We start from the raw sequence: 25377 nt of genomic DNA, 5'->3' as shown, positions 1-25377 counted from the left end.
CGTCCGCTTTTTCCAAGTCGCCGCCCGCATCCTCCACCACCCCGAGCAAGCTTTCAAAACGGGCACGTAGCACCGGGTGATCGTTGAGCCGCTGTAAAAAGGCAAGGTCTTGTTCTGGCAGGGGGGGGGCATAGTTGGCTCCTCAAGGACATCATGACGGACATCGAGAGGGGAATTGTATGCCGCGCATCACTTTGAATCACACCCGCTCCTGGGGACCCCAAAAAAGCTTGACCTCAGACACGGTTGCTCCCCCAACCCCTTCTACGGCCCGCGCTGCAGCGCGGGCCGGCTACGGCAGCGCGGAGCAGTGCTCCGCGAAACCCCGCCTTCGCCCCCCGCGAGGGGAGGGGAGCCATCGGTACCTCCCAACACTTTCATTCACACCCGATTCTTCTATTCCATTCCGCAATCAGATGAATTGCTGCTACGCTGCAAATCAGGTTACATTGCCACCGTCGGCCAGCCGTGTGCGGTTGTCGAGCCAGTCACGAATCGGACGGCGACAAGAACTTCGCTCGCTTTGACCCCTGCCTCCTGCATACCCCGACCACAGAGATGCTCACCATGCGAAAATATACGTTCGTTTTCCTTCTTCTGGTCGCGCTCGGCGTTGCCGCAGAGACCGGAATCCCGGTCGGCAAGGTCAAGCGTAGCGAAGGGAACGTCACTGTCGACCACGCCGGCCAGGTGCAGACGGTCAAGGTGGGCACACTGGTGTATGTCGGTGACCGGATTCGCACCGGTGACGATGGGGCGGTGGGCATCACCCTGTCCGACGATACCTTGCTCACCGCCGGAGCGCGCAGCACACTGCTGATCAACGAGTATCAGTTCAACAGCACGACCCGGGAAGGGGGAATGCTGTTGAACCTGCTCAAGGGGACGCTGAGTGTGGTGACCGGGCTGATCGGCAAGCAGGCACCGGAAAACGTGCGCATCAGAACGCCGACCGTGGTACTCGGCATCCGGGGTACCGAGTTCATTGTCGAAGCGCGTACAGAGGACGAATGAGGGGATCGATTCGTTGGCTGTGGGTGTTCGCGTTGAGTCTTGCCGCCTGTACGCGACCCACCAGCCACGTCGTTTTGTTGCCGGGGCCGGATGGCCGTACGGGGGCGTTGCTGGTCACCAGCGCAGCGGGTGCAGTGGTGCTTTCCGAGCCTTATGCCGGCGTCGATGTGGTTGACGGCAAGATGGCTCCGACCAAGACCAGCGCAGCCATGGTGAGTCAAGCCTACGGCCGCTTGCTGGCCATGCAACCGGCACGACCGCGCGTCCATATCGTGTATTTTGAATTCGGACAGAGTGTGCCGACTCCGGAATCGCAGGCACGGCTGCCACGCATTCTGGCCGAAGTGTCTGCCCTGCCGGCCGGTGAGGCGGTGGTCATCGGACACGCGGATCGAGTGGGTCGTGCCGAGGCCAATGAGCAGTTGTCCTGGCAACGTGCCAACATGATCCGCGAGTTGCTGGTTGGCGCGGGTTTGGCGCGTGAGGCGATCACCACTGCTGGTCGAGGCGAACGCGAACCGGCGGTCGCGACCGCAGACCATATTCCGGAACCGCGCAACCGCCGTGTCGAATTGAAGCTGCGCTGAGTTGACCTCGATCTTCGGCCGTCGGCGGATGGTGTCTCTCGACCTCTGGCAGTGGCTGGGTGTCGCGTTGCTCGGCGTCCTGCTCGCGCATAGCCTGCGCTACATCGAGATCGATCCATTGCACCGTTTCGACGCCTTCCTTTACGATTCGCGTGTGCGTTTGTTCGCGCGCGGAGCGATTGACGAGCGTATTGTTATCGTCGATATCGACGAGCGATCGCTGGTCGAACTGGGCCGTTGGCCGTGGAATCGGGCTCGTCTGGCGGCGCTGATCGAGCAGATTTTCGAACGATACGGCGCGCTGTTGCTGGGCCTGGACGTGATCCTGGCAGAAGCGGACGAGAGCTCCGGGCTGCCTGCGCTGGAGGCGTTGGGCCGCGGGCCGTTGCGCCAGCATACCGCTTTCCAGGCGGCGCTTGCAGAGTTGCGGCCAGAGCTCGATTACGATGGCCGACTGGCGAAGGTTTTACACCGTTATCCGGTCATTCTCGGTTTCCATCTGTCGCATGGGGAGGCGGCGGCCAGGAGTGGTGCCTTGCCGTTGCCGCTGCTGCCGGAGGTGGCCGTACAGGCCGGGCAATTTTCGCAGTGGAACGGCTATGGCGCTAACCTGCCGAGGCTTCAGCAGGCCGCCATCGGTGCCGGATTTCTCAGTGCGCCGGTTGAACTGGACGGTGTAACGCGGCGCGCCTGGTTGCTGGCAGCTCATGACGGGCAGGTATACGCGGCGCTGTCGCTGGTGATGGTACAGGTGTTACTGGGCAATCCGGCGCTACAACTCCGGTTTGCCGACCATGCGCCCTGGCAGTCCGCTCCCCGGCCAGTTGAGTCGATCGAACTGCTGACGGCGCGCGCGCCGCGACGCATTCCTGTCGCCGAGCAGGCGAGCGTCCTGCTGCCTTTTCGAGGGAGTCTGGGCAGCTTTCGCTATCATTCCGCCGCCGATGTACTCGCGGGCCGCTTACCGGCTGACAGCCTGCACGGCCGGGTCGTACTGCTGGGCACCACGGCACCGGGCCTGCTCGACCAGCGCGTGACGCCGGTCGGCGAAGCCTTTCCGGGAGTCGAGGTGCATGCCAACCTGCTCGCAGGCTTGCTCGATGGTCGCCTGCTGCAGTCGCCGGCCTACACTGCGACGATCGAGGCCGGCTTGCTGATCGTCGTTGGCGTCGGCCTGTTGTTTGGTCTGCCCCGCCTTTCGCCGCTGCGGGCGGTCGTCCTCGCGGTGTCGATGTCGGCGCTGGTGACGATCATCAACCTGGCGGCCTGGACTGGCGCGCGGCTGCTATTGCCGATGGCGGCGAGTCTCCTGTTGGTGGCAATGCTGCTTGCCCTGCATTTGTTCTTCGGCTATTTTGTCGAACATCGTGCCAAGCGGCGCCTGGCAACGCTTTTCGGCCAGTACGTTCCGCCCGAGCTGGTCGATGAGATGAGTCGTGACCCCGAGCATTACACCATGGAGGGACGCAGTGCCGAACTGACGGTACTGTTTGCGGATGTGCGAGGGTTCACGACCCTTGCCGAGACCCTGCCACCGGATGAACTGGCGCAACTGATGAACGACTATTTGTCGGCGATGACCGATGTCATTCGCGCCTATCGGGGGACGCTCGACAAGTATGTCGGCGACGCCATCGTCGCTTTCTGGGGAGCGCCGCTGGCCGATCCGCAGCACGCCAGGCATGCCGTAGAGGCCGCTCTCGCGATGCAGGCGGCGCTGTCCGGCGTCAATCGGCATTTTGCCAGCCGCGGCTGGCCGGCGTTGCAGGTGGGCATCGGCATCAACACCGGCACGATGGTGGTGGGCGACATGGGGTCCCGCCACCGGCGTGCCTATACCGTGCTTGGCGATGCGGTGAACCTGGCCTCGCGTATTCAGGGTCTGTCGGCACAGTATGCCGCAGGGGTGATCATCGGCGAGGCGACACGTCAGGCCCTGGGTGATTGGCGTTGCCGACGGCTCGGCCATGCCGCGGTACGCGGCCGGTCGGCGCCGGTAGCCATTTATGAGCCGCTGGCCGAGGCGCAGGCGATTGCCCGGCAGGAGCTTTGACCCGAATGGTTGATGGCGGGTAGCGAGCCGGACCAGAATGGCCAAATCGCTAAAGTCGTTGCCGTTTGTGCCGTGAACCTGTCAATGGAAGTCCTGTCAGCAATGATGAATGGAAAGGACGAAAATGAACGGAGTCGCCTGGAAAATCCGTGCTGCCATGCTGTTACAGGTCGCTGCCGCGGCATTGGCCGGCTGGTTGGGCCATTTGGTATTTGGGGGCGGCCTCTACGGTTGGCTGGGCGCTTTGGCCTTGCTGTTGTTCCTGGCCAGCCTGATTAGTCTGTTGATCGAGAGAAATCTGCTCGGCCGTCTGGCGGTGCTGCGTATGGTACTGGCGAAGATGTACCTCGATGGCGATCTGACCAGGCGCGTACCCGTTGCGGGTCGGGACGAAATCGCAGCCGTGGCGATCGATTTCAACCGACTGATGGAAAGCTTCGCAACGATCGTCGGCAAAGTGCTGTTCAACTCGACCGAGGTCGGCAGTGCCTCAAAACGCTTGCTCAGCGAGGTCAGCCGTGTCGCCTCGGGGTCAAGACAGCAACGTGACGCCGCCCTGGCGACTGCCGGCGCCATTGCCGAGCTGACCGAAAACATGAATCAGGTCAGCCAGAATGCCAGCGAGACTGCGGGCATTTCGGAGACGTCGAATCGCCTGTCGGCCGAGGGCATGGCGATCGTGCGCAGTGCTTCGGCAGAAATGGAGCAGATTGCTGCTTCCGTGACGCAGTCGGCGCAGGTGGTGTGCGCCCTGGGTGAGCGCTCGAAAGCGATCAGCGGCATCGTCCAGACGATTCGCGAGATTGCCGACCAGACCAATCTGCTGGCCCTCAACGCGGCTATCGAGGCGGCGCGTGCAGGTGACCAGGGGCGAGGGTTTGCGGTGGTTGCTGACGAGGTGCGCAAACTCGCCGAAAGGACATCGCAGGCCACCGGTGAGATCAGCCAGATGATCGCCGCCATTCAGGACGAAACGCAGTCGGCAATCACCAGCATTGATGCCGGTAGCGGGCAGGCCCGCAAGGGTGCTGAACTGGCCCGGCAGGCATCCCGGTCGCTGGAGTGCATCAATCAGGGTGCGCGCGAAACGATGGAGAAAGTCGAAGCCATCGCTCATGCCGTCGTCCAGCAGAGTCGTACTGGGCAGGGGATTGCCGAGCATGTACGCAGCATCCGGGAAATGGCCGAGACGAACGACGCAGCCACCGCCGAGACCTTGCAGGCCGTCGACCATGTCGATTGTCTGGCCGAAAACCTTCGGGAGATCGGGTCTGTCTTCAAGCTTGGCAGTGCCGGCGATCAGGCTGTCGCCACGCATGCCAAAATGCCGGCGATCGTCCAGCAAGCGGCGCGGCTGGCCAGCGAAATTTTCGAGACCGCCCTGGATGCGGGGAGGATCAGGATCGAGGATCTGTTCGATGATCGTTACCAGCCGATCGCGAATACCCGGCCGCAGAAGTTCAAGACCCGTTTCGACGACTTCACCGATCAGGCCGTGGTGCCGCTGCAGGAGGGTTTGCTGACCCAGCACCACTGGCTGATCTATGCGATCTGTTGTGATCGAAACAGCTACGTGCCAACGCACAACCGCAAGTTTTCACAAGCGCTGAGCGGTGATGAGAAGGTCGATTTTGTGAACAACCGGACCAAACGAATCTTTGATGACCCGGTCGGCAAGCGTTGCGGCAGTCACCAACAACCTTTTCTCCTGCAGACTTATCGGCGCGATACCGGCGAACTGATGCACGACATTTCGGCGCCGATTTACGTCAAGGGCCGGCATTGGGGTGGTTTCCGGATTGGTTACAAGACCGAGGTTTGATCCGGTTTTGGTCTTTTGCAGTGGGTGAGCATGACGTGGCATCGCTTATTGGATTAAGATGTTCGTGATCAGGCGTACTGTGCTTTACGTGAGGAAATGAGGAATGTCCGATCTACTGAAAAACATCGATGCCCGCACCAAGCTGGCCGGGACCAACAAGCTGGAAATTCTGTTGTTCTCGCTCGGAACCGATGCGCGCACCGGACGACGTGAAACCTTCGGCATCAATGTCTTCAAGGTGCGCGAGGTGATGCGGACGCCGCCGATCACTTCGGCGCCGGAAATGCCGTCCTCGGTCGAAGGGATGGTGAGTCTGCGGGGGGCACTGGTACCGGTCGTCGACCTTGCCCGTTATGCCCATATCGATACCGAGACGCCGCGTTCGATCATGATCGTCACCGAATATGCAGGTCATACCCAGGGCTTTCTGGTCGAGGGGGTGGATACCATCCTCCGTCTCGACTGGAGCCAGATGCGGGTGCCGCCAGCGATGCTCACGGCCGAGATGGGTGGCCTGGTGACGGCGGTGACCGAATTGCCCGACGGTCGTCTGGTGATGATGATGGACGTCGAGAAAGTGCTCTCGGAAACGACCAACTACGACGACGACATCGTTTACCGCAATATCAAGCCGATCGACAATGCCACGCTGACGGTATTCTTTGCCGATGATTCGGCGGTGGCACGCAAGCAGATTCAGCGGACTCTCGATGCGATGGGCGTGAAATTCGTCGCCGCGATCAATGGTCGCGAAGCCTGGGACGAACTGGAGAAAATGGCGGATTACGCACAGGCCTCCGGCCAGCAGGTGACCGACCTGATCAGTCTGGTCCTGACCGATATCGAAATGCCGGAAATGGATGGTTACATCCTGACCAAGAAGATCAAGTCCGATCCACGTTTCGTTGGCGTTCCGGTGATCATGCATTCCTCGTTATCCGGAATGTCGAACCAGCAACTGGGCAGATCCGTCGGCGTCGATGAGTATGTGCCGAAATTCGAACCGCAGCGCCTGTCAGAAACTTTGACACGCAGGCTGCAAGGTGCTCTTCCGGCAGCGCAACTGAACTGAGACTGAGCGATCTTTCTGGAGCGATACCATGGATTTGGCGGATAGAAAGAACCTGCTGGAGAGCGTTGACGCACGCACCCGGCTGGCCGGTTCAAACAGGATGGAGATTCTGTTGTTCTCCCTGGGGACACGTGAGACTTTCGGAATCAACGTTTTCAAGGTGCGGGAAGTCGGGCGGACACCGCACATTACCAAGACACCGAACATGCCGCGTGGGGTTGAAGGCCTGATCTCCCTGCGCGGCAATGTCATCCCGGTGCTGTCACTGATCTCCTTTCTGGAGTACGAAGGGCAGCCTCGCGAGTATGGCAAGACCATGATGGTGGCCGAGTACTCCAAGCGGACCCTGGGTTTCCTGGTCCACGAGGTGGATCGGATCATCCGGGTGGACTGGGAGAAGGTCAAGGCCCCCGAGAGCGTACTTTCGAGCAATCAGGGACTGATCACGGCAGTAACCGAACTCGATGACGGCAAGCTGGTGTCGATTCTCGACGTCGAACAGATTCTGGCCAATGCCTTCGGCGAGGCAATCATCATCGACATCCCGCCGGCGAATGTTGATCAGGACGTCTGCATGTTTTTTGCCGATGATTCGCTGGTTGCCCGACGCAAGATCGTCGAGGTCCTCGACAAGCTGGGTGTCAAGCACAAGCATGCGACCAACGGTGCCGAGGCCTGGAGCCGACTGCAGGGGATTGCCGCACACGCGACACAAACGGGCCGGAGCGTTCGCGACGAACTTCGCCTGATCCTGGTCGATGCCGAAATGCCCGAGATGGACGGCTACGTCCTTACCAAGAACATCAAGAGCGACCTCCGTTTCGCGGGTATCCCGGTGGTCATGCATTCGTCGTTGTCGTCGCAAGCCAATCACGCGATGGGCAAGGCCGTGGGAGTGGACGCCTACGTCGGCAAGTTCGACGCCGAAATCCTCGCCGATACCCTGCGCCCCTTGCTTGAGCGCTGAGCAAACAGAAAGAAGGAACCTGGAGTTAAAGAATGGCTGATCCGAAGATGAAAATTCTGGTGGTGGACGATTTTTCGACGATGCGACGCATTGTCAGGAATCTCCTCAAGGAATTGGGTTTCTCGAACGTAGACGAAGCAGAAGACGGTGCGGTGGCACTACAGAGGCTGCAGAATGGCGACTTCGAGTTTGTCGTCACCGACTGGAACATGCCGAACATGGATGGCCTGCAACTCCTCAAGTCGATTCGCAGTGCGCCGGCGCTCAAGCATCTGCCGGTACTGATGATCACCGCCGAGGCGAAGAAGGAAAACATCATCGCGGCTGCGCAGGCAGGGGCAAGCGGTTATATCGTCAAGCCTTTCACCGCGGCGACGCTGGCCGAGAAACTGCAGAAGATCTTTGACAAGATGGGTGGCTGAGATGAGCGACGCAGATAGGTCCGGGGATTCGAGAGAACTCGAAGCGCTGTTCGACAGCATCGCGGCAGGAGTGGCCGCGGACGCAACACCGGTGCTGCCAGCCTCTCGGGGGCCATCGTTGATGCAGCAGTTACGCGAGGGCGACGGGGCAGATGACAGCGACGAGCTGCAGATCCTTTTCGACTCGGTCGTCGCGGCGCAGAGCACTGCAGCGGGCACGTCCGAAGCGGCGGGCAGCGGTGAGCAGTGGCAAGGCCAGGACCGGGTGTTCCAGCGCATCGGCCAGATGGCCCGGCAATTGCACGACACGCTCGGTGAACTGGGTTACCACGAGCTCATCGAGAATGCCGTCTCCGCCATCCCTGACACCAGGGACCGCCTCAACTATGTCGTCAACCTGACCGAGCAGGCAGCCTGCCGGGTGTTGAATGCGACCGATCTGGCAAACCCCCTGCAGGAGGAACTCGAGACCGCTTCAGTCACGCTGGCGACGAAATGGGATGCCCTGTTTGCCAATCGCATGGGCGTCGAGGAGTTCAAGCATCTGGCCGAGGAGACACGTTCCTTTCTCAAGCAGGGACTGCCCCGGAACACCGGGGCCACAAAAGCGCAACTGCTCGAGATCATGATGGCGCAGGACTTCCAGGATCTGACCGGCCAGGTGATCAAGAAAATCATCCATGTGGCACAGGAACTCGAGTCACAACTGATGGGGGTACTCATCGAAACGCTGCCCGGCGAGCGTCGTACCGATTCGGTAATGAGCCTGCTCAACGGGCCGGTGATCAATGCCGAAGGGCGCGGTGACGTGGTGGCCACACAGCAGCAGGTCGATGACCTGCTCGGCAGCCTGGGATTCTAGGAGGTTCAGGATGAGTGATTTTGCCGGGATGGAAGACCTCTTGCAGGATTTCCTGCAGGAGGCCGGAGACCTGCTGTCGGACGTCGACAACAAACTCGTCGATCTGGAGCGGAGCCCGGACGACCGTCGTTTGCTCAATGACATTTTCCGTGGGTTTCACACCATCAAGGGCGGTGCAGGGTTTCTCAATGCCACTGAGCTGGTTACCCTCTGCCACTTGACCGAAAACCTGTTCGACAAGCTCAGAAACGCCGAGATGAGGCTGACGGCGGGTCTGATGGATACGATCATGGCGGCGACCCAGAGCGTTCGCCATATGTTTGGCGAGATCGCACAGGGCATGCAACCGCATGCAGCTCCCGGCGAGGTCACTGTCGCGCTGCGGGCGATGCTCGAAGGGCGTGTCGAAAGTCAGCCCGACACGGGGATGGCTGCTCCCGTCGCGGTTGCAAACGAAGGTCCGGACTGGCAAGCCCTGCACGCGGCCGTGACTGGGCAGACTGTCGCGGTACCGGCAGTGACCACGCGAAGCACCCCTGCTGTAGCGGTAGATGCGGCCGCAACCCCGGCTGCGACCGTGGATAAGACCGTGGACCTTTCCAAGCTGCAGCCGCATTTCCCGCCGGAAGGGCGCCGCAGTACCGACAAACCTGGCGCTGCGGTGAGCGGCGCGCCTTCCGGTCGCCGTGCCGACGAGCGAGCCGCTGCGCGCGAAGCGACCATTCGGGTCGATACCACGCGCCTGGATCAGGTGCTCAACCTGTCTGGCGAGATTGGTCTGACGAAGAACCGCCTGACCAGTCTGCGCGCTGATATCCTTGCCGGCAGAACCGATTCGGAAACCCTGCAAGCCCTCGATCAGGCGGTCAGCCAGCTGGATCTCCTGGTTTCGGATTTGCAGAACTCGGTGATGAAAACGCGGATGCAGCCGATCGGCCGGCTGTTCCAGAAGTACCCGCGGATTGCCCGCGATCTGGCTCGGCAGTTGGGCAAGGACGTCGAGCTGGCACTGATTGGCGAAGAGACCGAAGTCGATAAGACGATGATCGAGGATCTGGCCGATCCACTCATTCATCTGATTCGCAATGCCGTCGATCATGGCGTCGAAGGGCCTGAAGAGCGTCTTCTGGCCGGCAAGCCGGCAAAAAGCGTGGTCCGTCTCGAAGCACGCCAGGAGGGCGACCACATCGTCCTGATCATTGCCGACGACGGGCACGGGATCAGTCCTGAACGGATCAGGGCCAAAGCGGTCGAGAAGAACATCATCAGCGAAGAGGAAGCGAACACGCTCGATGATCGGCAAAGCCTGAACCTCATTTTTCTGCCCGGTTTCTCGACGATGGCGCAGGCATCGGCAGTATCCGGCCGCGGCGTCGGGATGGATGTCGTCAAGACCAACATCCAGAAACTCAACGGGTCGATCGATATCCGCTCCGAGCCCGGCAAGGGGTCTGTGTTCATCATTTCGCTGCCGTTGACGCTGGCGATCCTGCCCGTTTTGCTCGTCCTGCTCGGTGAGCAACCCTTTGCCCTGCCGCTGTCGATGGTCAGGGAGATTCTGCCGATCGACCACCAGCGGATGCAGGAAGTCGGCGGCAAGGAAACCCTGGTGGTGCGCGGCGAAATCCTGCCGGTAATCGCGCTCTCGCGTCTGCTTGGCTGGCCGCAGGTGCGACAACCCGATTACGGCGTGTTGATGCAGACCGCAGAGCGCAGCTTCATTCTGGCGGTGGACAACTTTGCCGGCCGTGATGACGCGGTGATCAAGGCGCTTGACGACTTCCGTCCACGCGGTGTTGCCGGCGTAACGACGCTCTCGAATGGCCAGATCGTTCTGATCCTGGACATGAAAGAACTGCTCGCCGATCTGACCACGCATACCGACCGAGAACTGCGCAGCACGTCGGCGCGGACTCTGGAGTTCTTCGCCTAGACCCCGAGAGGAATCTGGCGGGTACGGGGGCTGCGGCCCCCGTTTTGTTTTGCGTCTCGGCGACAACTGTTGTTCCTGCGCAACTATCCGGGAATTGGTTTAAATAAGCGCGCTTCCTCATCTCTTGTCACGTCTGTTTTTCTATAATAGCCCGGAGTAAATAGGACACTCCAAATGGCTGAGGAAAGCGACCTCGAAAAAACCGAACCGGCGTCAGCAAGACGTCTGGAGCAGGCGCGCGAGGAGGGGCAGGTCCCTCGGTCGCGAGAGGTTGGCGCGTTCGTGATCCTGATCGTTGCCGCGATGGCGTTCTGGCTGATGGGTCCCTGGTTGGTGCAACGCATGGCGGAAATTTTCCGGGGTGGGTTGCGAGTCGATTCATCACTGGCACGCGAGCCGACGATGATGCTGGTTCGCCTGGCAGACCTCTCGCTCGATACCTTGCTGATTTTTGTCCCATTGTTTGCTGCACTGGTCGCAGCAACCCTGCTGTCGCCCTTCTTCCTGGGTAGCTGGAATTTTTCCATGAAGGCATTGCAACCTGACCTGAGCCGTCTCGATCCGCTCAAGGGCATGGCTCGTCTGGTGTCCTGGGCCGGGCTGGTGGAACTGGTCAAGGCCGTGGCCAAAGCTTCACTGCTTGGCGGCGTTGCGGCGTGGATTCTGTGGCGTGAGCGTGGCGACCTGCTGGCGATGTTTGCGCAATCGCTTCCCGTCAGTCTGTCGAGCGCCGGCCACTTGCTCACTTTCAGCTTCCTGGCGATTGTTGCCGCGATGTTGCTGATCGTTGTGGTCGATGTGCCATTCCAGATCTGGCAACATCACGACAAACTCAAGATGACTCGCGAGGAACTCAGGCAGGAAGGCAAGGAACTCGAGGGCAACCCCGAGGTCAAGGGGCGCATTCGCCAGTTGCAGCGGGAAGCGGCACGCAAGCGGATGATGGCCGCCGTCCCGGCGGCCGACGTGATCGTGACTAACCCGACCCATTATGCGGTTGCGCTGGCTTACAACAGCGGCATGACCGCACCGAAGGTGCTGGCCAAGGGGCAGGGGGAGATCGCCCTCAAGATCCGTCAGGTCGGTGCAGAGAATGCGGTACCGATCATCGAGGCGGCCCCCCTGGCGCGCGCGCTCTACCGCCATGTCGATCTCGATCAGGAAATCCCGGCAACACTTTACGCGGCGGTTGCCGAGGTGCTGGCCTATATCTATCAGTTGAACAACTGGCGCCAGACCGGCGGTAACCATCCGATGCCAACGTTGGCGATGACGATTCCTGACGAACTCATCGGAGAAGCCGCAAATGGCTGATGCAAGCCTGGTCATGCGGGATTTCGTTGCTCGTTTCGGGCAGCGGCAAATGGCCGGCCCAGTGCTGATCATGCTGATCCTGACGATGATGGTCCTGCCACTGCCCGCTTTTGTCCTGGATCTCTTTTTCACGTTCAATATCGCCATTTCGGTGATCGTCATGCTGGTTGCCATGAGCGTGATCAAACCCCTGGATTTCTCCGTTTTCCCTTCCGTGCTGCTGGTCACGACGCTTCTGCGCCTGTCCCTCAACGTCGCTTCGACCCGCGTCGTTCTGCTCGAGGGTCATACGGGCCCGGGTGCTGCCGGGCAGGTCATCGAAGCCTTCGGGCATTTCCTGGTTGGCGGCAACTACACGGTCGGAATCGTCGTGTTCACGATTCTGGTGGTCATCAATTTCGTGGTCATCACCAAAGGTGCCGGACGGGTTGCCGAAGTGGCCGCACGCTTCACGCTCGATGCCATGCCAGGCAAGCAGATGGCGATCGATGCCGACCTCAACGCCGGACTGATCGCCGAGGATGAAGCACGCAAGCGGCGTGCGACGATCGCCCAGGAGGCAGACTTTTTCGGGTCGATGGACGGTGCCTCGAAGTTTGTTCGCGGTGATGCGGTGGCCGGTATCCTGATCATGCTGATCAACGTGATCGGCGGCCTGATCGTCGGGGTGTTGCAGCACAGCATGGATTTCGGCGCCGCTGCCAAGACCTACACCCTGCTGGCCATTGGTGATGGCCTGGTGGCCCAGATCCCGGCGCTGATCATTTCGATTGCTGCCGGCATGGTCGTGACACGCGTTGGCGACAACGAGGATGTTTCGCAGCAATTCGTCTCACAGCTTTTCAGAAATCCGAAACTGCTCTATCTGACGGCAGCGATTGTCGGTTTGTTGGGTCTGATCCCCGGCATGCCCAATTTTGTTTTCCTGCTACTGGCCAGCGCAATTGCGACCATGGCCTGGCAGCTCGAAAAGCGTGCGCATGCTGCCGTGCCAGAGCCGATCGCCGTCGCACCGGCAGCAGCGCCGCGCGAAGCGCAGGAGGCCAGCTGGAATGATGTCACGCCACTCGACGTGCTCGGCCTGGAGGTCGGCTATCGGCTGATTCCGTTGGTCGACAAGTCACAGGATGGCGAATTGCTGCGCCGGATACGCGGCATTCGAAAAAAATTCGCCCAGGAAGTGGGTTTCCTGGTATCTCCTGTCCATATCCGCGACAACCTGGAACTGAAACCCAATGTCTACAAGATCTTGCTCAAAGGCGTCGAGATCGGTCAGGGAGAAGCCTTTCCGGGAAATCTGCTGGCGATCAATCCCGGTCGGGTTGCCGGGCAGGTGCCCGGTACGGTGACCAAGGATCCAGCCTTCGGATTGCCGGCGGTGTGGATTGATCCGGCATTGCGCGAGCAGGCCCAGGCCTACGGTTACACCGTCGTCGATGCCAGCACGGTTGCCGCAACGCACCTGAACCACCTGATTCTCGCGCACTCCGCCGAGCTGCTGGGGCGGCAGGAGACGCAGGCGCTGCTTGATCATTTAGCGAAGGAAATGCCCAAACTGGTCGAAGAACTGGTGCCCAAGGCCCTGTCGCTCGGTGTGGTGCAGAAAGTGTTGCGTAACCTGCTGGAAGAGGGTGTGCCTCTTCGCGACATGCGCACGATCATTGAAACCCTCGCTGACATGGCGCCGCGCTTTCAGGATCCGGAGGTGCTGACCGCACAGGTGCGTACAGCACTGGGCCGTTCGATCGTTCAGGAGGTTTACCCGGAGGGGACTGAAATGCAAGTAATATCGCTGGATCCGCAACTCGAACGCCTGCTCATGCAGGCCGTCGGTGCGGGTGGCGATGGCGTCGGTGCCGGGATCGAGCCGGGTCTTGCGGATACGCTGGTGCGTGAGGCCGTTGCCGCAGCGCAGCGCCAGGAGGAGGTCGGATTGCCAATGGTCCTGTTGGTTCCAGGAAACCTGCGCACATTGCTGTCGCGCTTCCTCCGCCGCAGCATTCCCCAACTGAAGGTCCTGGCACACGCTGAAGTGCCTGAAAACCGGGTCATCAAGGTGACTTCCATCATTGGACAGAGAGTATGAACGTCAGGAAATTCATTGCCGCAACCGCGCGTGACGCCTTGCGCAAGGTCAAGGAGACCCTCGGACCGGACGCGATCATTCTGTCCAATCGAGGGATTCCCGGAGGGGTCGAGATCATGGCGGTGGCTGCTCGCGACATGGAAATGATGGTCCCGACGCAGGAGCGGGAGGCACCGCGCAGCAAGGACTACACGGCCGCTGCACCACCTGCTCCGATGCCAGGACGAGTGACCGCAAAGGATCAGCCACCGCTGCGCAGCATGCCGCCAGCCCTGGGGCAAGCAGGCGCGCGTACCAACCCTCGTCCGCCACCAGCACCGGCGGCGGGACCCTTGCCGCCGGTGGAGGTACCGCAGTCGCCTGCTCGCAGTGCTACAAGGCCGGAGGCGGAAGTGGTGCCTGCGGCCGTGATGGAGGAGATTCGTACGCTGCGCCGGCTTGTCGAGCAACAGTTGGCCGGTTTTGCCTGGGGGGAGGCCGCGCGTGCAGAGCCGGTCAAGACAGAAATGCTTCGTCAGATGCTCGACGTCGGTTTCTCACCACAGGCTGCGCGCGACCTGCTTGCCGAACTCCCCGGCGAACTGGAGGCCGGGCAGGCGCTGTCCTGGGTCAAGGGGGCTGCCGAACGTAGCCTGTTGACCATCAACAGCGAGAGTGACATCGTCGATCAGGGAGGCATCTATGCACTGGTCGGCCCAACCGGCGTCGGCAAGACCACGACCACCGCCAAGCTGGCGGCACGCTGTGTGTTGCGACACGGTGCCAGGAAACTCGCCCTGGTGACGACCGATGGTTACCGGATCGGTGCCCACGAACAGTTGCGTATCTATGGCCGGATTCTGGGTGTCCCCGTGCATCTTGCCAGGGATGCCAAAGACCTGCGCACCACACTGCACGATCTGCAGCACACGCACATGGTTCTCATCGACACCATGGGAATGAGCCAGCGTGACCGCATGGTGAGCGAACAGGTGGCCATGTTCGGGGCCAGTCACGTCAATTCGCTATTGCTGTTGTCGGCGACCAGCCGTGGCGATACGCTCGATGACGTCGTCAGGTCGTACAGCCGGCTGGATCTGGCGGGAAGTATTCTGACCAAGGTTGACGAAGCTGCGAGCCTGGCTTCGTCGCTCGACGTGATCATCCGGCACGGTTTGCGGCTGTACTATGTGTCGAATGGGCAGCGGGTGCCGGAGGATCTGCACTTGCCGAATCGCCAGTACCTGCTGCATCGTGCTTTCAAGGACTTGCCCGAGAGTTCTCCACATCACCTGAGCGGCCTCGAGCCCGGCTTGATGATGGCCAGTTCGGCAGTTGGTCTGCAGTCAGCCGCCGGAGGCCAGCATGGCTGATTTCCGGGGCGATCAGGCGGCCGGCTTGCGGCGTCTCCTGCAGCGCCCGCAGTCGCGTATCGTGACCTTTTCTGCCGGCAGCATGGGAGTCGGCAAGAGCGTTCTGGTGGCCAATCTGGCGGCCGCACTGGCCGGCCAGGGCAGAGAAGTTCTGGTGGTGGACGAGAACATCGGGCACGGTGTCGCCACCTTTTATGGCGTCTTTGCGGCATACGATCTGCAGCAGGTCATCGATCGGGAAAGGTCGCTCGCGGAAGTGATTCTTTCGGTCGCGCCGGGGATTCGAGTGCTGCCGGCGGCCAGAGTCGTCAAGCAACTCGCCAGGCTCAACGATGCCGAGCAGAGCATCTTGCTCGACTGTCTTGGAGGCATCCGGCCGGCTGCCGACGTCGTTCTGGTCGATACCTCGCGCGACCATCCGCTGGGTTTTTCGCCGCTCGGTCTTGCCGCGCACGATACCGTGATTGTCGTATCACCGAACAGCCGGTCGATTACCGAGGCCTACGCACTGATCAAGAAAGTCAGTCTGGGTTACGCGCGCAGACACTTCCGCATCCTGGTAAACAAGGTGCGGGCCACCGTCGACGCGCAAGCCATCCATGACAATATTGCACAGGTGACCAGCAGTCGCCGACTGGCCCGTCTCGATTATGCGGGTTGCGTGCCTTTCGACGAACATCTGCAGCAGGCCGCCCGGCTGTGCCAACCGGTTGCCGGCTTGTTTCCGAACTCGCCAGCAGCGAAAGCCTATCAGATCGTGGCCAACGAACTGTTGAATTGGCCTGCCGCCGAAGACGATTTCGGAGGGCTCGAACATTTTGTGCAACAACTGCTACACTTGTGCCACCGCATCGATCCGGTTGCTATCTACGCCTGATAGCTCCTTCAATAACGCATGTATAACGCTGCTGGTCAACTCAACAAGGATCAGCTGGTCCAGCGCTTCGCCCCGCTGGTCAAGCGCATCGCTTGTCACCTGATGGCTCGCCTGCCTGCCAGTGTGCTGGTGGAGGATCTGGTTCAGAACGGGATGCTCGGCCTGCTTGACGCCATTGGCCGTTTCCAGGCTGGCATGGGGGCTCAGTTCGAAGCCTATGCGGTACAGCGTGTGCGCGGCGCGATGCTCGACGGGCTGCGTGATAATGACTGGTTGCCGCGCAGCCTGCGCCGCAACTATCGGCGTATCGAAGTCACGATTTCCCGACTCGAACAGGAAAATGGCCGCGCACCGACAGAAAGGGAACTGGCGGATGCTCTGGAAATGCCTCTTGCCGATTACCAGAAGATGCTGCAGGAGGCACGAGGGCATCAACTGATCTACCTGGAGGACATGATTTCCGAAGGGGGTGAGGAATATCTCGAACATCATCTGGCGGATGCAGGCGCCGACCCGGCCACCATCCTCGAAAACGAAACTCTCCGTCGCGAACTGGCGCAGGCGATCGAAGGGCTGCCAGAGCGTGAGAAGCTGATGATGGCGCTCTATTACGAGCAGGATCTCAACCTGCGCGAAGTCGGCGAGGTGATGGAAGTCAGCGAATCGCGCGTGTGTCAATTGCACAGTCAGGCGGTGATGCGATTGCGCGCCCGCTTGTTCGGCACTGGCGGCCGGAAGCTGGGCAAAGCCGCAAGTTATGGATAGAACCAGTGTCCTCGGCCTGCTGATCGGTCTGTTGGCGATCGTTGCCGGTCAGATTCTCGAAGGGGGGCATCTCGGATCGCTCTCGCAACCGACGGCGCTGCTGATCGTGGTGGGCGGCACGCTGGGTGCGGTGATGTTGCAGAGTCCCTACACCACTTTCGTGCGCGGTATTCGCATGGTGAAATGGATGTGGTATCCCCCGGAGGTCAATCATCAGCAGTTGATCCAGCAGGTTGCGAACTGGAGCCAGGTGTCGAGGCGCGAGGGGCTGCTGGCACTGGATGCCATCCTCAACGAGTTGAAGGACGAGTTTACCCGCAAGGGCCTGCAACTGCTGGTCGATGGTGCTGAGCCGGAAAGATTGCGCGAGGTTCTCGAAGTCGAGATTGGCACCTTTGAACAGGAGATGAAACTTTCGGCAAGAATATGGGAGGCCGCCGGCGGTTATTCGCCGACCATCGGTATTCTCGGTGCCGTCATGGGATTGATCCAGGTGATGGAGAATCTCTCCGACCCATCGAAGCTTGGTGCCGGCATCGCCGTCGCTTTTGTCGCCACGATCTATGGTGTTGGCCTGGCCAATCTGGTCTATCTGCCGATGGCCAACAAGCTCAAGGCGCATGTCAATCGCCTCATTGTGCAACGCGAAATGATCGTCGACGGTTTGGTGGGTATCGCCAACGGGGATAATCCACGCATCATCGAGAGTCGTTTACGGGGTTACGTCTTTTAACTGATGGCACGGCGAAAACACGAGGACGAGCACGACAACCACGAACGCTGGCTGGTCTCGTACGCCGATTTCATCACCCTGCTGTTTGCCTTCTTCGTGGTGATGTACGCGCTCTCCTCGGTGAATGAAGGAAAGTACCGCATTCTGAGCAATTCGATGATCAGCGCCTTTCGCAATGCCCCTGTCAACAGTGCTGGACAAACACCGACGATTCTGCCGCCGTCTGCGCCGGTAGTACAGAAACCGAACCCGGTCAACAAGACGCAGGAAGCCGTCAAACAGCAACAGCGCGAGAAAATGCGTAACGTTGCCAAGGAGATCCTCGAAGTGATGGCACCGCTGATCGAGCAGGGGAAGGTGCGTGTTCTGGAAAGCAGCCGCGGTGTGAGCATCGAAATCAACGACAGCATCCTGTTTGCTCCCGGCCAGGCGCTGCTGCAACCGCCCATGGCCAGAGCCATGCAGTCGGTTGCCGAAGTGCTGGTTGCCGCGGAGTTTCCGATCATCATCGAAGGGCACACCGACAATATCCCGATCAGGAACGTGCAGTTCCCTTCGAACTGGGAGCTTTCCGCCGTGCGTGCGACCACCGTCCTGCGCCTGTTCGCCGACGCCGGCGTTGCTGCCGAGCGACTGACCGCGATTGGTTATGCCGATACGCGCCCGGTCGAGCCGAATGTGCTGGCTGACGGGCGAGCGCGCAATCGCCGGGTGACGATCCAGATCGAATCGGAGATTCCCGAAAAGGGCACGGACATCACGCCGGCAGACCGCAATTGAAACGGATTCAGGAAATACGGTGGCGCATCCCGACAGGATCGCGGATCTGCCCCAGGGCAATCCGGAAACCACTGCTGCGCGGACGGTAGGCAGGCTCGATGCGGCTGCGATTGGCAGAGCGTGCGTAGCGGGCGGGGTCGCTCCAGGTGCCACCGCGCAGGACGCGCATCTTGCCGATGATGGGGCCACGCGGGTCGAATTGCGGTGTCGCCGGGTATTCGCCATACCAGTCGGCGCACCATTCCCAGACGTTGCCGTGCATCTCGTACAAGCCCCAGGGGTTTGCCGGCAAGGAAGCGACGGGCACGGTGCGCTGCCGATAGAGGCCCTGGTCGCCGCCGATGCAGGGATAGTTGCCATGAAAATTGACCTGCTCGACAGTGACCTGATGGCCAAAAGAGAACGGTGTCGTGGTCGTGGCCCGGCAGGCATACTCCCATTCGGCCTCGCTCGGCAGGCGGGCGTACAGTCCCGGAAAGCGTCTGTTCAACTCAGCGATAAAACCCTGTGCATCGTGCCAACTGACATTTTCGACGGGATTCTGCGGGTGATTCTGGAAATGGCTCGGATTCACCGGCCATACTGCCAGCCAGAAGGCCTGCGTGCAGGGCGTATCGGCGAGCCAGTAACCACTGCTCAGCGTCACCTCGTGCTGCAATTCAGCGCTGCCTCGCTCGCTCTCGTCGGCTGGTGCGCCCATCAGGAACTGCCCCGGTGCAATCCAGCGAAACACCTGCTGGGCATGGCCCACACGCAGTGTCACCGATAGTCCGAAGCGATCCTCGACGACATGGCTCACCCAGGGTAGCGGGATAGGCCCGGGGGGGATGATCTCTGACATCATGGGCTTTCGTGGCGGGTAACCGGAAATGGTCTGTCGGGTAGTACAGAGCAGCGGACAGGATCGTCAATCAGTGGCTGGTCGCGACTGCCGGGGCGACGTCGACGCCACTCGGCGGCGACAGGTTTTCAGTGTACCCGCCGAACGCCCTGCCGGGAAGGGCTGAGCATGACCAGGAACGCCGTTATACCCGTGACGGCTCATGGAGAACAAATTTACCGGGAGACCCACGCCACTCCGACCGACCCCACGCTTGCTGCACATGGTAGTATGGCGATGGCTCTCTTTTCTTCAACTGTCGGCCAACAGGATCCCACAAGCAGACAAGGAGCACACCCAATGACTGAACTGAACCCGACCGAAGCATTCTTTCGCGAACTTGCTGAAAAAGTCAAAGGCCCTGCCGGCGCGCTTGAAGGCAAGAAAGCGCTGGTCATCGGAATCGCCAACAACCAGTCGATCGCCTATGGCTGCGCGCTCGCTTTCCGCGCCCTGGGCGCCAGCGTTGCAATGACCTATCTCAACGCAAAGAGCAAGCCTTATACCCAGGCGCTGGCCGATCACCTGGGTGTCGATCCGGCGCTTTATCTTCCCTGCGATGTGCGCATCCCTGGGCAGCTCGAGGCCGTTTTCGAGGCCATCGAGCGGACCTGGGGCCAGCTCGACATCGGCCTGCACTCGATTGCCTTCGCGCCACGCGAGGATCTGCACGGCCGCGTCACCGACTGCTCGCGCGACGGATTCCTGATGGCGATGGACATCTCCTGCCACTCGTTCATCCGCATGGCGAAGCTCGCCGAGCCGCTGATGCAGGGCGGCGGCTCATTGTTTACGATGAGCTACTACGGCGCCGAGAAAGTGGTCGATCGATACAACCTGATGGGCCCGGTGAAAGCGGCCCTCGAAGCGTCGGCACGTTACCTCGCTGCCGAACTCGGGCCGAAGGGGATTCGGGTGCATCCGATCTCGCCCGGCCCGATCAAGACCCGTGCGGCTACCGGCATCGATCGTTTCGACGAGTTGATGGAAATCGCTGCGACGCGCGCGCCGAGCCGCATGCTGGTCAGCATCGAGGATGTCGGCATGGCAACGGCGTTCCTCGCTTCCGACTACGCGAAGCTGATCACCGGCGAAACGATGTACATTGACGGTGGCTATCACGTCGTCGGCTGAACAGGGCGAAGATGGCCCTGCATCATTCCTGGTCACAGCCATTCCTGTCATCTGCTCGTGGTATCGAATAGTCCTCACCTGGAGCTTCGATCTGCAGGATCGGGCACCCTGTTTGCACTGCTCCGCGAGTGATGACGGCCATTGTCTACCCAACGGCACCCTTTGAGGGTTGGTTTGGCCCAGGCCAGGCAACAGGATCACAGGCCCAGCAGCTTGCGCGTATGACGGGCGATCATCAGCTCTTCGTTGGTCGGCACCACCCACACCGAAACCCGGCTGTCGGCGCTGCTGATGCGTGAGCCATTCTGATCGTTGGCCGCCTCGTCGAGCTCGACACCCAGCCAGCGGGCCTTCTCGCAAACGAGTTGCCGGATGCGCGCGCTGTTTTCGCCAATCCCGGCGGTGAACACCAGTGCGTCGAGGCCGCCGAGCACGGCGGCGAGCCCGCCGAGTTCGCGGGCGATACGGTAGGTGAACAGGTCGATCGCCAGGCGGGCACGTGGCGAGTCACTGGCCTCCAGGACGCGCATGTCGTTGCCGATTCCGGAAAGGCCGAGCAGCCCGGAGCGCTTGTAGAGCAGATCCTCGATCTGTTTAGCGCTCATCCCCTCCTGTTGCAACAGGTACAGGACGATCCCGGGGTCCATGTTTCCCGGTCGGGTGCCCATCATCAGTCCGTCGAGCGCGGTGAAGCCCATCGAACTGCCGACGCTGCGGCCGTTGTGGATCGCGCACATGCTGGCACCACTGCCCAGGTGAGCGACCACCACCCGTCCGTTGGCGATTTCGGGTGCGACCGCTGGCAGGGTCGCGGCGATGTACTCGTAGGAGAGACCATGGAAGCCATAACGCCGAATCCCGCGTTCGTAGTATTCATAGGGCAGACCGTAGAGATCCGCGATCATGCTCTGGGTCCGGTGGAAAGCGGTGTCGAAGCAGGCCACTTGCGCCAGCTCGGGTCTCGCCTGCTGCACGGCGCGAATCGCTGCGAGGTTGTGGGGTTGATGCAGCGGCGCCAGCGGTACGAAAGTGTCGAGCTTTTCCAGGGCCTCCGCGCTGATGAGTAGCGGCGCCGAGTAATCGGGGCCACCATGCACCACCCGGTGGCCGACACCCGCCAGTTCGTTTTCCTGGAAGCGGGAACGCAACAACCCGATGATTTCCTGCAAGGCCTGTGCGGGGTTCGCCACTTCCGCCGTACTCCAGCGGGTATCGGCAATGACCTCTCCCTGGCCATCCTTCGCCTTGAGGCGCGGTGCCGTGCCCAGCCCTTCGACCTGGCCAACGGCAAGGGGACGCATCTCACCTGCCGCCGGGAGGGCAAAGAGAGAGAACTTCAGGCTCGACGAGCCCGCGTTGAGGACCAGAATCACCTTTTCCATGTCAGCCTCCGGTCTTTGTCTGGCCCACCCCAAGCGAGCCGCTGGCCATCAGGCAGGCGACCGCACACGAGGCAAGCTTGGTGCGTTTGTTGTCGGCGCGGCTGGTCAGAATGATCGGCACGCGCGCGCCGAGCACGATCCCCGCGCCATCGGCATTGCTCATGAAAGTGAGCTGCTTGGCGAGAATGTTGCCGGCAGCGAGATCGGGAACGACGACGATGTCGGGATCGCCGGCGACCACCGAGTCGATCTTCTTGATGCGTGCCGCTTCCTTGCTGATCGCGTTGTCGAGGGCCAGCGGACCATCGAGGATGGCACCGGTGATCTGGCCACGATCGGCCATCTTGCACAGCGAGGCGGCGTCAGTCGTGCAGATCATGCGCGAATTGATCGACTCGACCGCGCAGATGATCGCCACCTTGGGGAGTGCGATGCCGAGCGTCCGGGCCAGATCGATGGCGTTCTGGCAAATGTCGCGCTTGGTGTCGAGATCGGGCGCGATGTTGATCGCCGCATCGGTGACGATCAGCGGCTTGTGGTAGGTCGGCACGTCCATCACGAAAGCATGCGTGATGCGCCGCTCGGTGCGCAGGCCGGTTTCCCGACTGACCACTTCGGCCATCAGTTCGTCGGTGTGCAGGCTGCCTTTCATCAGCGCCGCGGCCTTGCCGAGGCGAACCAGTTCGACGGCACGAAAAGCGGCGGCATGGCTGTGCGGCACGTCTTCGATCTGCACGCCCGAGAGATCGAACCCATGCTGCTCGGCAAGCGCCCGCAGCCTGGCCAGCGGTCCGACCAGAATCGGCTCGACCAGACCCTCACGTCTGGCCTGCAGTGCGGCGCCTAACGACGACTCATCGCAGGGATGCGCGACCGCCACCGATACCGGCGACAGTTGCTGACAGAGTTCGACGAGGCTCTCGAAGCGATCGTGACTCTGGATTGACACCTGCGCCTCTTCCGGACTTGCCATCGTGATCCTCACCCGTGGCGCGATCACCCGGGCGGTACCGGTCATGATCGTATCACCGCGTGCGTTGTCGCCACGACAGTCGAAAGTCACTCGCCGGCTTGCGGCATCCTTGGCGGTGGCCGTAATCGTGATCGTGACCTGCTCACCGATCGGTAGTGGCCCCAGAAACTCGAGATCCTGCCCCGAGTGAACCGTTCCTGGACCCGGAAGTTGCTTGCCGAGCAGTCCTGAAACCTGCGCACCCAGCCACATGCTGTGTGCGCCGAGGTCGGACGGGCCGAGTTGTCTGTCGAGTTCGTTGTCGAGCGAGGTCGGACTGATGTCGCCCGAAACCGCCGCGAAAAGCTGTACGTCGCGCAAGCTGAGGGTACGGCTGACACTGGCCGTGTCGCCGATTTGGATTTCGTCGAAGCAACGATTCTGAAGGGTTTCGCTTGTCATGTTCTGCTCTGCCTGAAAGGTGATGAGGGTCTTCGGCTGGCGACGGCTGGGTCGCGTCGGGCGACCGAATGAGGAGCAACCGGACCTGCAAGGGGATCTCCCTGGTTGAGATACGGGGAGCGGGAAACGCCACACTGGTGATTATATCCCTAGCTGCTGGGGGAAGATTTCCAGATGAAGTCCTCTCAAGAATACCCGCGTTGCGGTCGCCAGCCCGATTCACGGGCCGGCGAAGCCGATGTCAGTCATTGACTGGACTCCCGGCGTCACGCGGAGCACGTGATGGCCGACGCCACTCGTCGATCAGAATGAACACGCTGACCAGCAGTACCCACAACGGGAAGACCAGGACGATCCGCTCGATGTGGCGGTTGCTGAGCAGCATCAGCAAGGCCAGTGCGTAGCCGACGAAGGCGATCCAGCGGGCGATGAAACGCGTGCGCAGGGCCATCGTCGAGGTCACCATCATGAACACGCCGGCCATCCTGACCGCGTAAATGTTCATCACCTCGTAGACGATCGCGCGGCCGAGCGTAAAGGCCGTCGATCCGAGCAGGCGAGTCGGGTCGACGGTGTAAGAAACGATCAAGCCGCCTGCGACGGCCGCCGAGTGGAAGAGCATGGACAGAAAGAGCAGACCGCTGCCGAGGAAGACCGTCGACAACAGCCTGTCCTCGAGCGCTCCGAGCCGGTCGCGCAGCACACCGATGAACCAGAGGAAGGCGATGCCGGCGAAGGGAACCAGATTCAGCGCCGTGACCACCGTCGACGCCTTCGTCGCGAGCCAGGCGCCGGCGTCGAGCGGGTCCTCGGGAACCGATTCGCGAAGCAGCCACAGGCTGATCATCAGCAGCACCGAGAAGAGGATGCCGGCAACCGCCGCCGCACGCGGTGCGCGCAACAGACGGCTGGCGCCTGTCGGCACGACCGTTCCTGCGGGTTCAGTGGCCATCGCCTGCCGGGCCGGGCGATCGCCGCCGCAGTGGCCGCTCGCTCGAGCCTTGGAGATCGACCAAGTGTTTCCATTCGTCTGCCCGAAATACGGCGGCACGATGCGGATCATGGCCTGTCATCGACGACGCGGCGGCAGTCAAGAATCCTCCCGCACTTGCATCTTGATCAGGTGCTGTAGGATCGCCATCAGGGCTGCCGCGCTCATGCCCAGCATCAGCACGCCGTTGATCGCCTCGAGCGGCCCAAGCAGCTTCCACTGCTTGCGCATGACGATGTCGCCGTAGCCAAGCGAAGCAAAATTGACCGCCGAGTGGTAGACCGCCTCGTAGAATTCGGAGAACTCGCCGAGCCAGACGAAGAGCAAGCCCCAGAGCCCGACCTGAACGAGGGTGCCGGCCATCATCGCGATCATTGCGGTCAACAACGGGCGGATACCCGGATTCGTCGCTCCGCCATCTTGCCGCTTGCGTACGCAGCGGATGTAGTGGCGGACGCACCAGAAGGAAACGCCGGCCTGGATGGCGATGCAGAGCAGCATGACGGGCAAGCCGATGGCGAAGTTCCCGAGGATCATGTCGAGTTCTCTTTGGTGACGGTGACAGAAATCGGTAACGGGGTATGCCGGGCACGCCAACGTTCGATCAGCCAAGGCATAGAGCGCGATGCCGACGAACAGCATGGTGCGCACGGCGGCGCCCTGGAGCACGCTCTTGCCACTGGCGCTGTCCTCGATGGCGAGGCCGAGCAGGATCAGCGCCGTGATCAGGGCATTGCTTCAGAACGTCAATGTTAATGTGAAAATCGCGTCAGCGACTCACGAATTTCCCCTTCCCACTCGCGGGGGAGGGGCCGGGGGGTGAGATGGGGAATTCGCAGAGCCTGCTCTGCGCCCATCGAACGATTCCGGCGTGCAAGCCGGAATGCGCCCTGCAAGGGAGGGAAACGGTCATGACTTTCATGATCGGGGGTGCCTG

Annotated in this window: 22 protein-coding genes; 17 read left to right on the top strand and 5 right to left on the bottom strand. The window is 61.2% G+C overall.

Translation table 11 applies throughout. The features are described 5' to 3' along the window. Positions 1-567: 567 nt before the first annotated feature. The 16 genes from V5B39_RS10515 (at position 568) to motD (ending at position 18639) form a co-directional block, all read left to right on the top strand. On the top strand, positions 568-1014 hold the full coding sequence (locus V5B39_RS10515) for a FecR family protein (RefSeq protein WP_332342844.1): 447 nt from the start codon (positions 568-570) through the stop codon (positions 1012-1014). Beyond that, positions 1011-1601, top strand: a complete 591-nt coding sequence (locus tag V5B39_RS10510) for an OmpA family protein (RefSeq protein WP_332342843.1) — start codon at positions 1011-1013, stop codon at positions 1599-1601. Before V5B39_RS10515 ends, V5B39_RS10510 begins: the two co-directional genes overlap by 4 nt. Before the next feature lies 1 nt (position 1602). Beyond that, on the top strand, positions 1603-3654 hold the full coding sequence (locus V5B39_RS10505) for a CHASE2 domain-containing protein (RefSeq protein WP_332342842.1): 2052 nt from the start codon (positions 1603-1605) through the stop codon (positions 3652-3654). Positions 3655-3778: 124 nt separating this feature from the next. Then, positions 3779-5476 carry a methyl-accepting chemotaxis protein gene (locus tag V5B39_RS10500; protein ID WP_332342841.1) on the top strand — a complete coding sequence of 566 codons (1698 nt, stop codon included), beginning with the start codon at positions 3779-3781 and terminating at the stop codon, positions 5474-5476. 103 nt (positions 5477-5579) lie between these two features. Further along, positions 5580-6548 carry a chemotaxis protein gene (locus V5B39_RS10495; RefSeq protein WP_332342840.1) on the top strand — a complete coding sequence of 323 codons (969 nt, stop codon included), beginning with the start codon at positions 5580-5582 and terminating at the stop codon, positions 6546-6548. 28 nt (positions 6549-6576) lie between these two features. After that, a complete protein-coding gene (locus V5B39_RS10490; protein ID WP_332342839.1) occupies positions 6577-7515 on the top strand; it encodes a chemotaxis protein in 939 nt (312 codons plus the stop codon). A 32-nt stretch (positions 7516-7547) separates the two neighbouring features. Further along, positions 7548-7937, top strand: coding sequence for a chemotaxis response regulator CheY (gene cheY / locus V5B39_RS10485; protein WP_034931543.1), 390 nt, complete (start codon positions 7548-7550; stop codon positions 7935-7937). A 1-nt stretch (position 7938) separates the two neighbouring features. Beyond that, positions 7939-8799, top strand: coding sequence for a protein phosphatase CheZ (gene cheZ / locus V5B39_RS10480; RefSeq protein ID WP_332342838.1), 861 nt, complete (start codon positions 7939-7941; stop codon positions 8797-8799). Positions 8800-8809: 10 nt separating this feature from the next. After that, positions 8810-10732 (top strand): chemotaxis protein CheA, encoded by a 1923-nt coding sequence (locus tag V5B39_RS10475; protein ID WP_332342837.1) that lies wholly within the window; start codon positions 8810-8812, stop codon positions 10730-10732. Positions 10733-10906: 174 nt separating this feature from the next. Beyond that, positions 10907-12046 (top strand): flagellar biosynthesis protein FlhB, encoded by a 1140-nt coding sequence (gene flhB, locus V5B39_RS10470; RefSeq protein ID WP_332342836.1) that lies wholly within the window; start codon positions 10907-10909, stop codon positions 12044-12046. After that, the gene (gene flhA / locus V5B39_RS10465) at positions 12039-14132 is read left to right on the top strand and encodes a flagellar biosynthesis protein FlhA (protein WP_332342835.1); all 2094 of its coding nucleotides are present in this window, start codon (positions 12039-12041) and stop codon (positions 14130-14132) included. The genes flhB and flhA overlap by 8 nt, the downstream gene beginning before the upstream one ends. Next, positions 14129-15484 carry a flagellar biosynthesis protein FlhF gene (gene flhF, locus V5B39_RS10460; RefSeq protein ID WP_332342834.1) on the top strand — a complete coding sequence of 452 codons (1356 nt, stop codon included), beginning with the start codon at positions 14129-14131 and terminating at the stop codon, positions 15482-15484. Before flhA ends, flhF begins: the two co-directional genes overlap by 4 nt. Then, the gene (locus V5B39_RS10455) at positions 15477-16361 is read left to right on the top strand and encodes a MinD/ParA family ATP-binding protein (protein WP_332342833.1); all 885 of its coding nucleotides are present in this window, start codon (positions 15477-15479) and stop codon (positions 16359-16361) included. The genes flhF and V5B39_RS10455 overlap by 8 nt, the downstream gene beginning before the upstream one ends. 18 nt (positions 16362-16379) lie before the next feature. Continuing rightward, the gene (locus V5B39_RS10450; protein ID WP_332342832.1) at positions 16380-17126 is read left to right on the top strand and encodes an RNA polymerase sigma factor FliA; all 747 of its coding nucleotides are present in this window, start codon (positions 16380-16382) and stop codon (positions 17124-17126) included. Then, positions 17119-17859 (top strand): flagellar motor protein, encoded by a 741-nt coding sequence (locus V5B39_RS10445; protein ID WP_332342831.1) that lies wholly within the window; start codon positions 17119-17121, stop codon positions 17857-17859. Before V5B39_RS10450 ends, V5B39_RS10445 begins: the two co-directional genes overlap by 8 nt. A 3-nt stretch (positions 17860-17862) precedes the next feature. Beyond that, a complete protein-coding gene (motD, locus tag V5B39_RS10440; protein WP_332342830.1) occupies positions 17863-18639 on the top strand; it encodes a flagellar motor protein MotD in 777 nt (258 codons plus the stop codon). Between the two features lie 7 nt (positions 18640-18646). Here motD and V5B39_RS10435 read toward each other — a convergent pair whose 3' ends face one another. Then, complete coding sequence (locus V5B39_RS10435; protein ID WP_332342829.1) at positions 18647-19483, bottom strand: formylglycine-generating enzyme family protein; 837 nt, start codon at positions 19481-19483, stop codon at positions 18647-18649. A gap of 336 nt (positions 19484-19819) precedes the next feature. On the opposite strand from V5B39_RS10435, the gene fabI reads away from it, so the two are divergent. Further along, the gene (gene fabI, locus V5B39_RS10430; protein WP_332342828.1) at positions 19820-20653 is read left to right on the top strand and encodes an enoyl-ACP reductase FabI; all 834 of its coding nucleotides are present in this window, start codon (positions 19820-19822) and stop codon (positions 20651-20653) included. A 197-nt stretch (positions 20654-20850) separates the two neighbouring features. Here fabI and V5B39_RS10425 read toward each other — a convergent pair whose 3' ends face one another. The 4 genes from V5B39_RS10425 to V5B39_RS10410 form a co-directional block, all read right to left on the bottom strand. Further along, a complete protein-coding gene (locus tag V5B39_RS10425) occupies positions 20851-22035 on the bottom strand; it encodes an acetate/propionate family kinase (RefSeq protein ID WP_332342827.1) in 1185 nt (394 codons plus the stop codon). Position 22036: 1 nt separating this feature from the next. Beyond that, positions 22037-23449 (bottom strand): bifunctional enoyl-CoA hydratase/phosphate acetyltransferase, encoded by a 1413-nt coding sequence (locus tag V5B39_RS10420; RefSeq protein WP_332342826.1) that lies wholly within the window; start codon positions 23447-23449, stop codon positions 22037-22039. 241 nt (positions 23450-23690) lie between these two features. Next, positions 23691-24512, bottom strand: a complete 822-nt coding sequence (locus V5B39_RS10415) for a hypothetical protein (RefSeq protein ID WP_332342825.1) — start codon at positions 24510-24512, stop codon at positions 23691-23693. A gap of 27 nt (positions 24513-24539) precedes the next feature. Continuing rightward, entirely contained in the window at positions 24540-25109 is a 570-nt protein-coding gene (locus V5B39_RS10410) for a potassium channel family protein (RefSeq protein ID WP_332342824.1), read from the bottom strand. Between the last annotated feature and the right edge of the window lie 268 nt (positions 25110-25377).

This window comes from Accumulibacter sp., from assembly GCF_036625275.1.
GTDB lineage: Bacteria > Pseudomonadota > Gammaproteobacteria > Burkholderiales > Rhodocyclaceae > Accumulibacter.
This window is presented reverse-complemented; position numbering and strand designations above follow the sequence as displayed.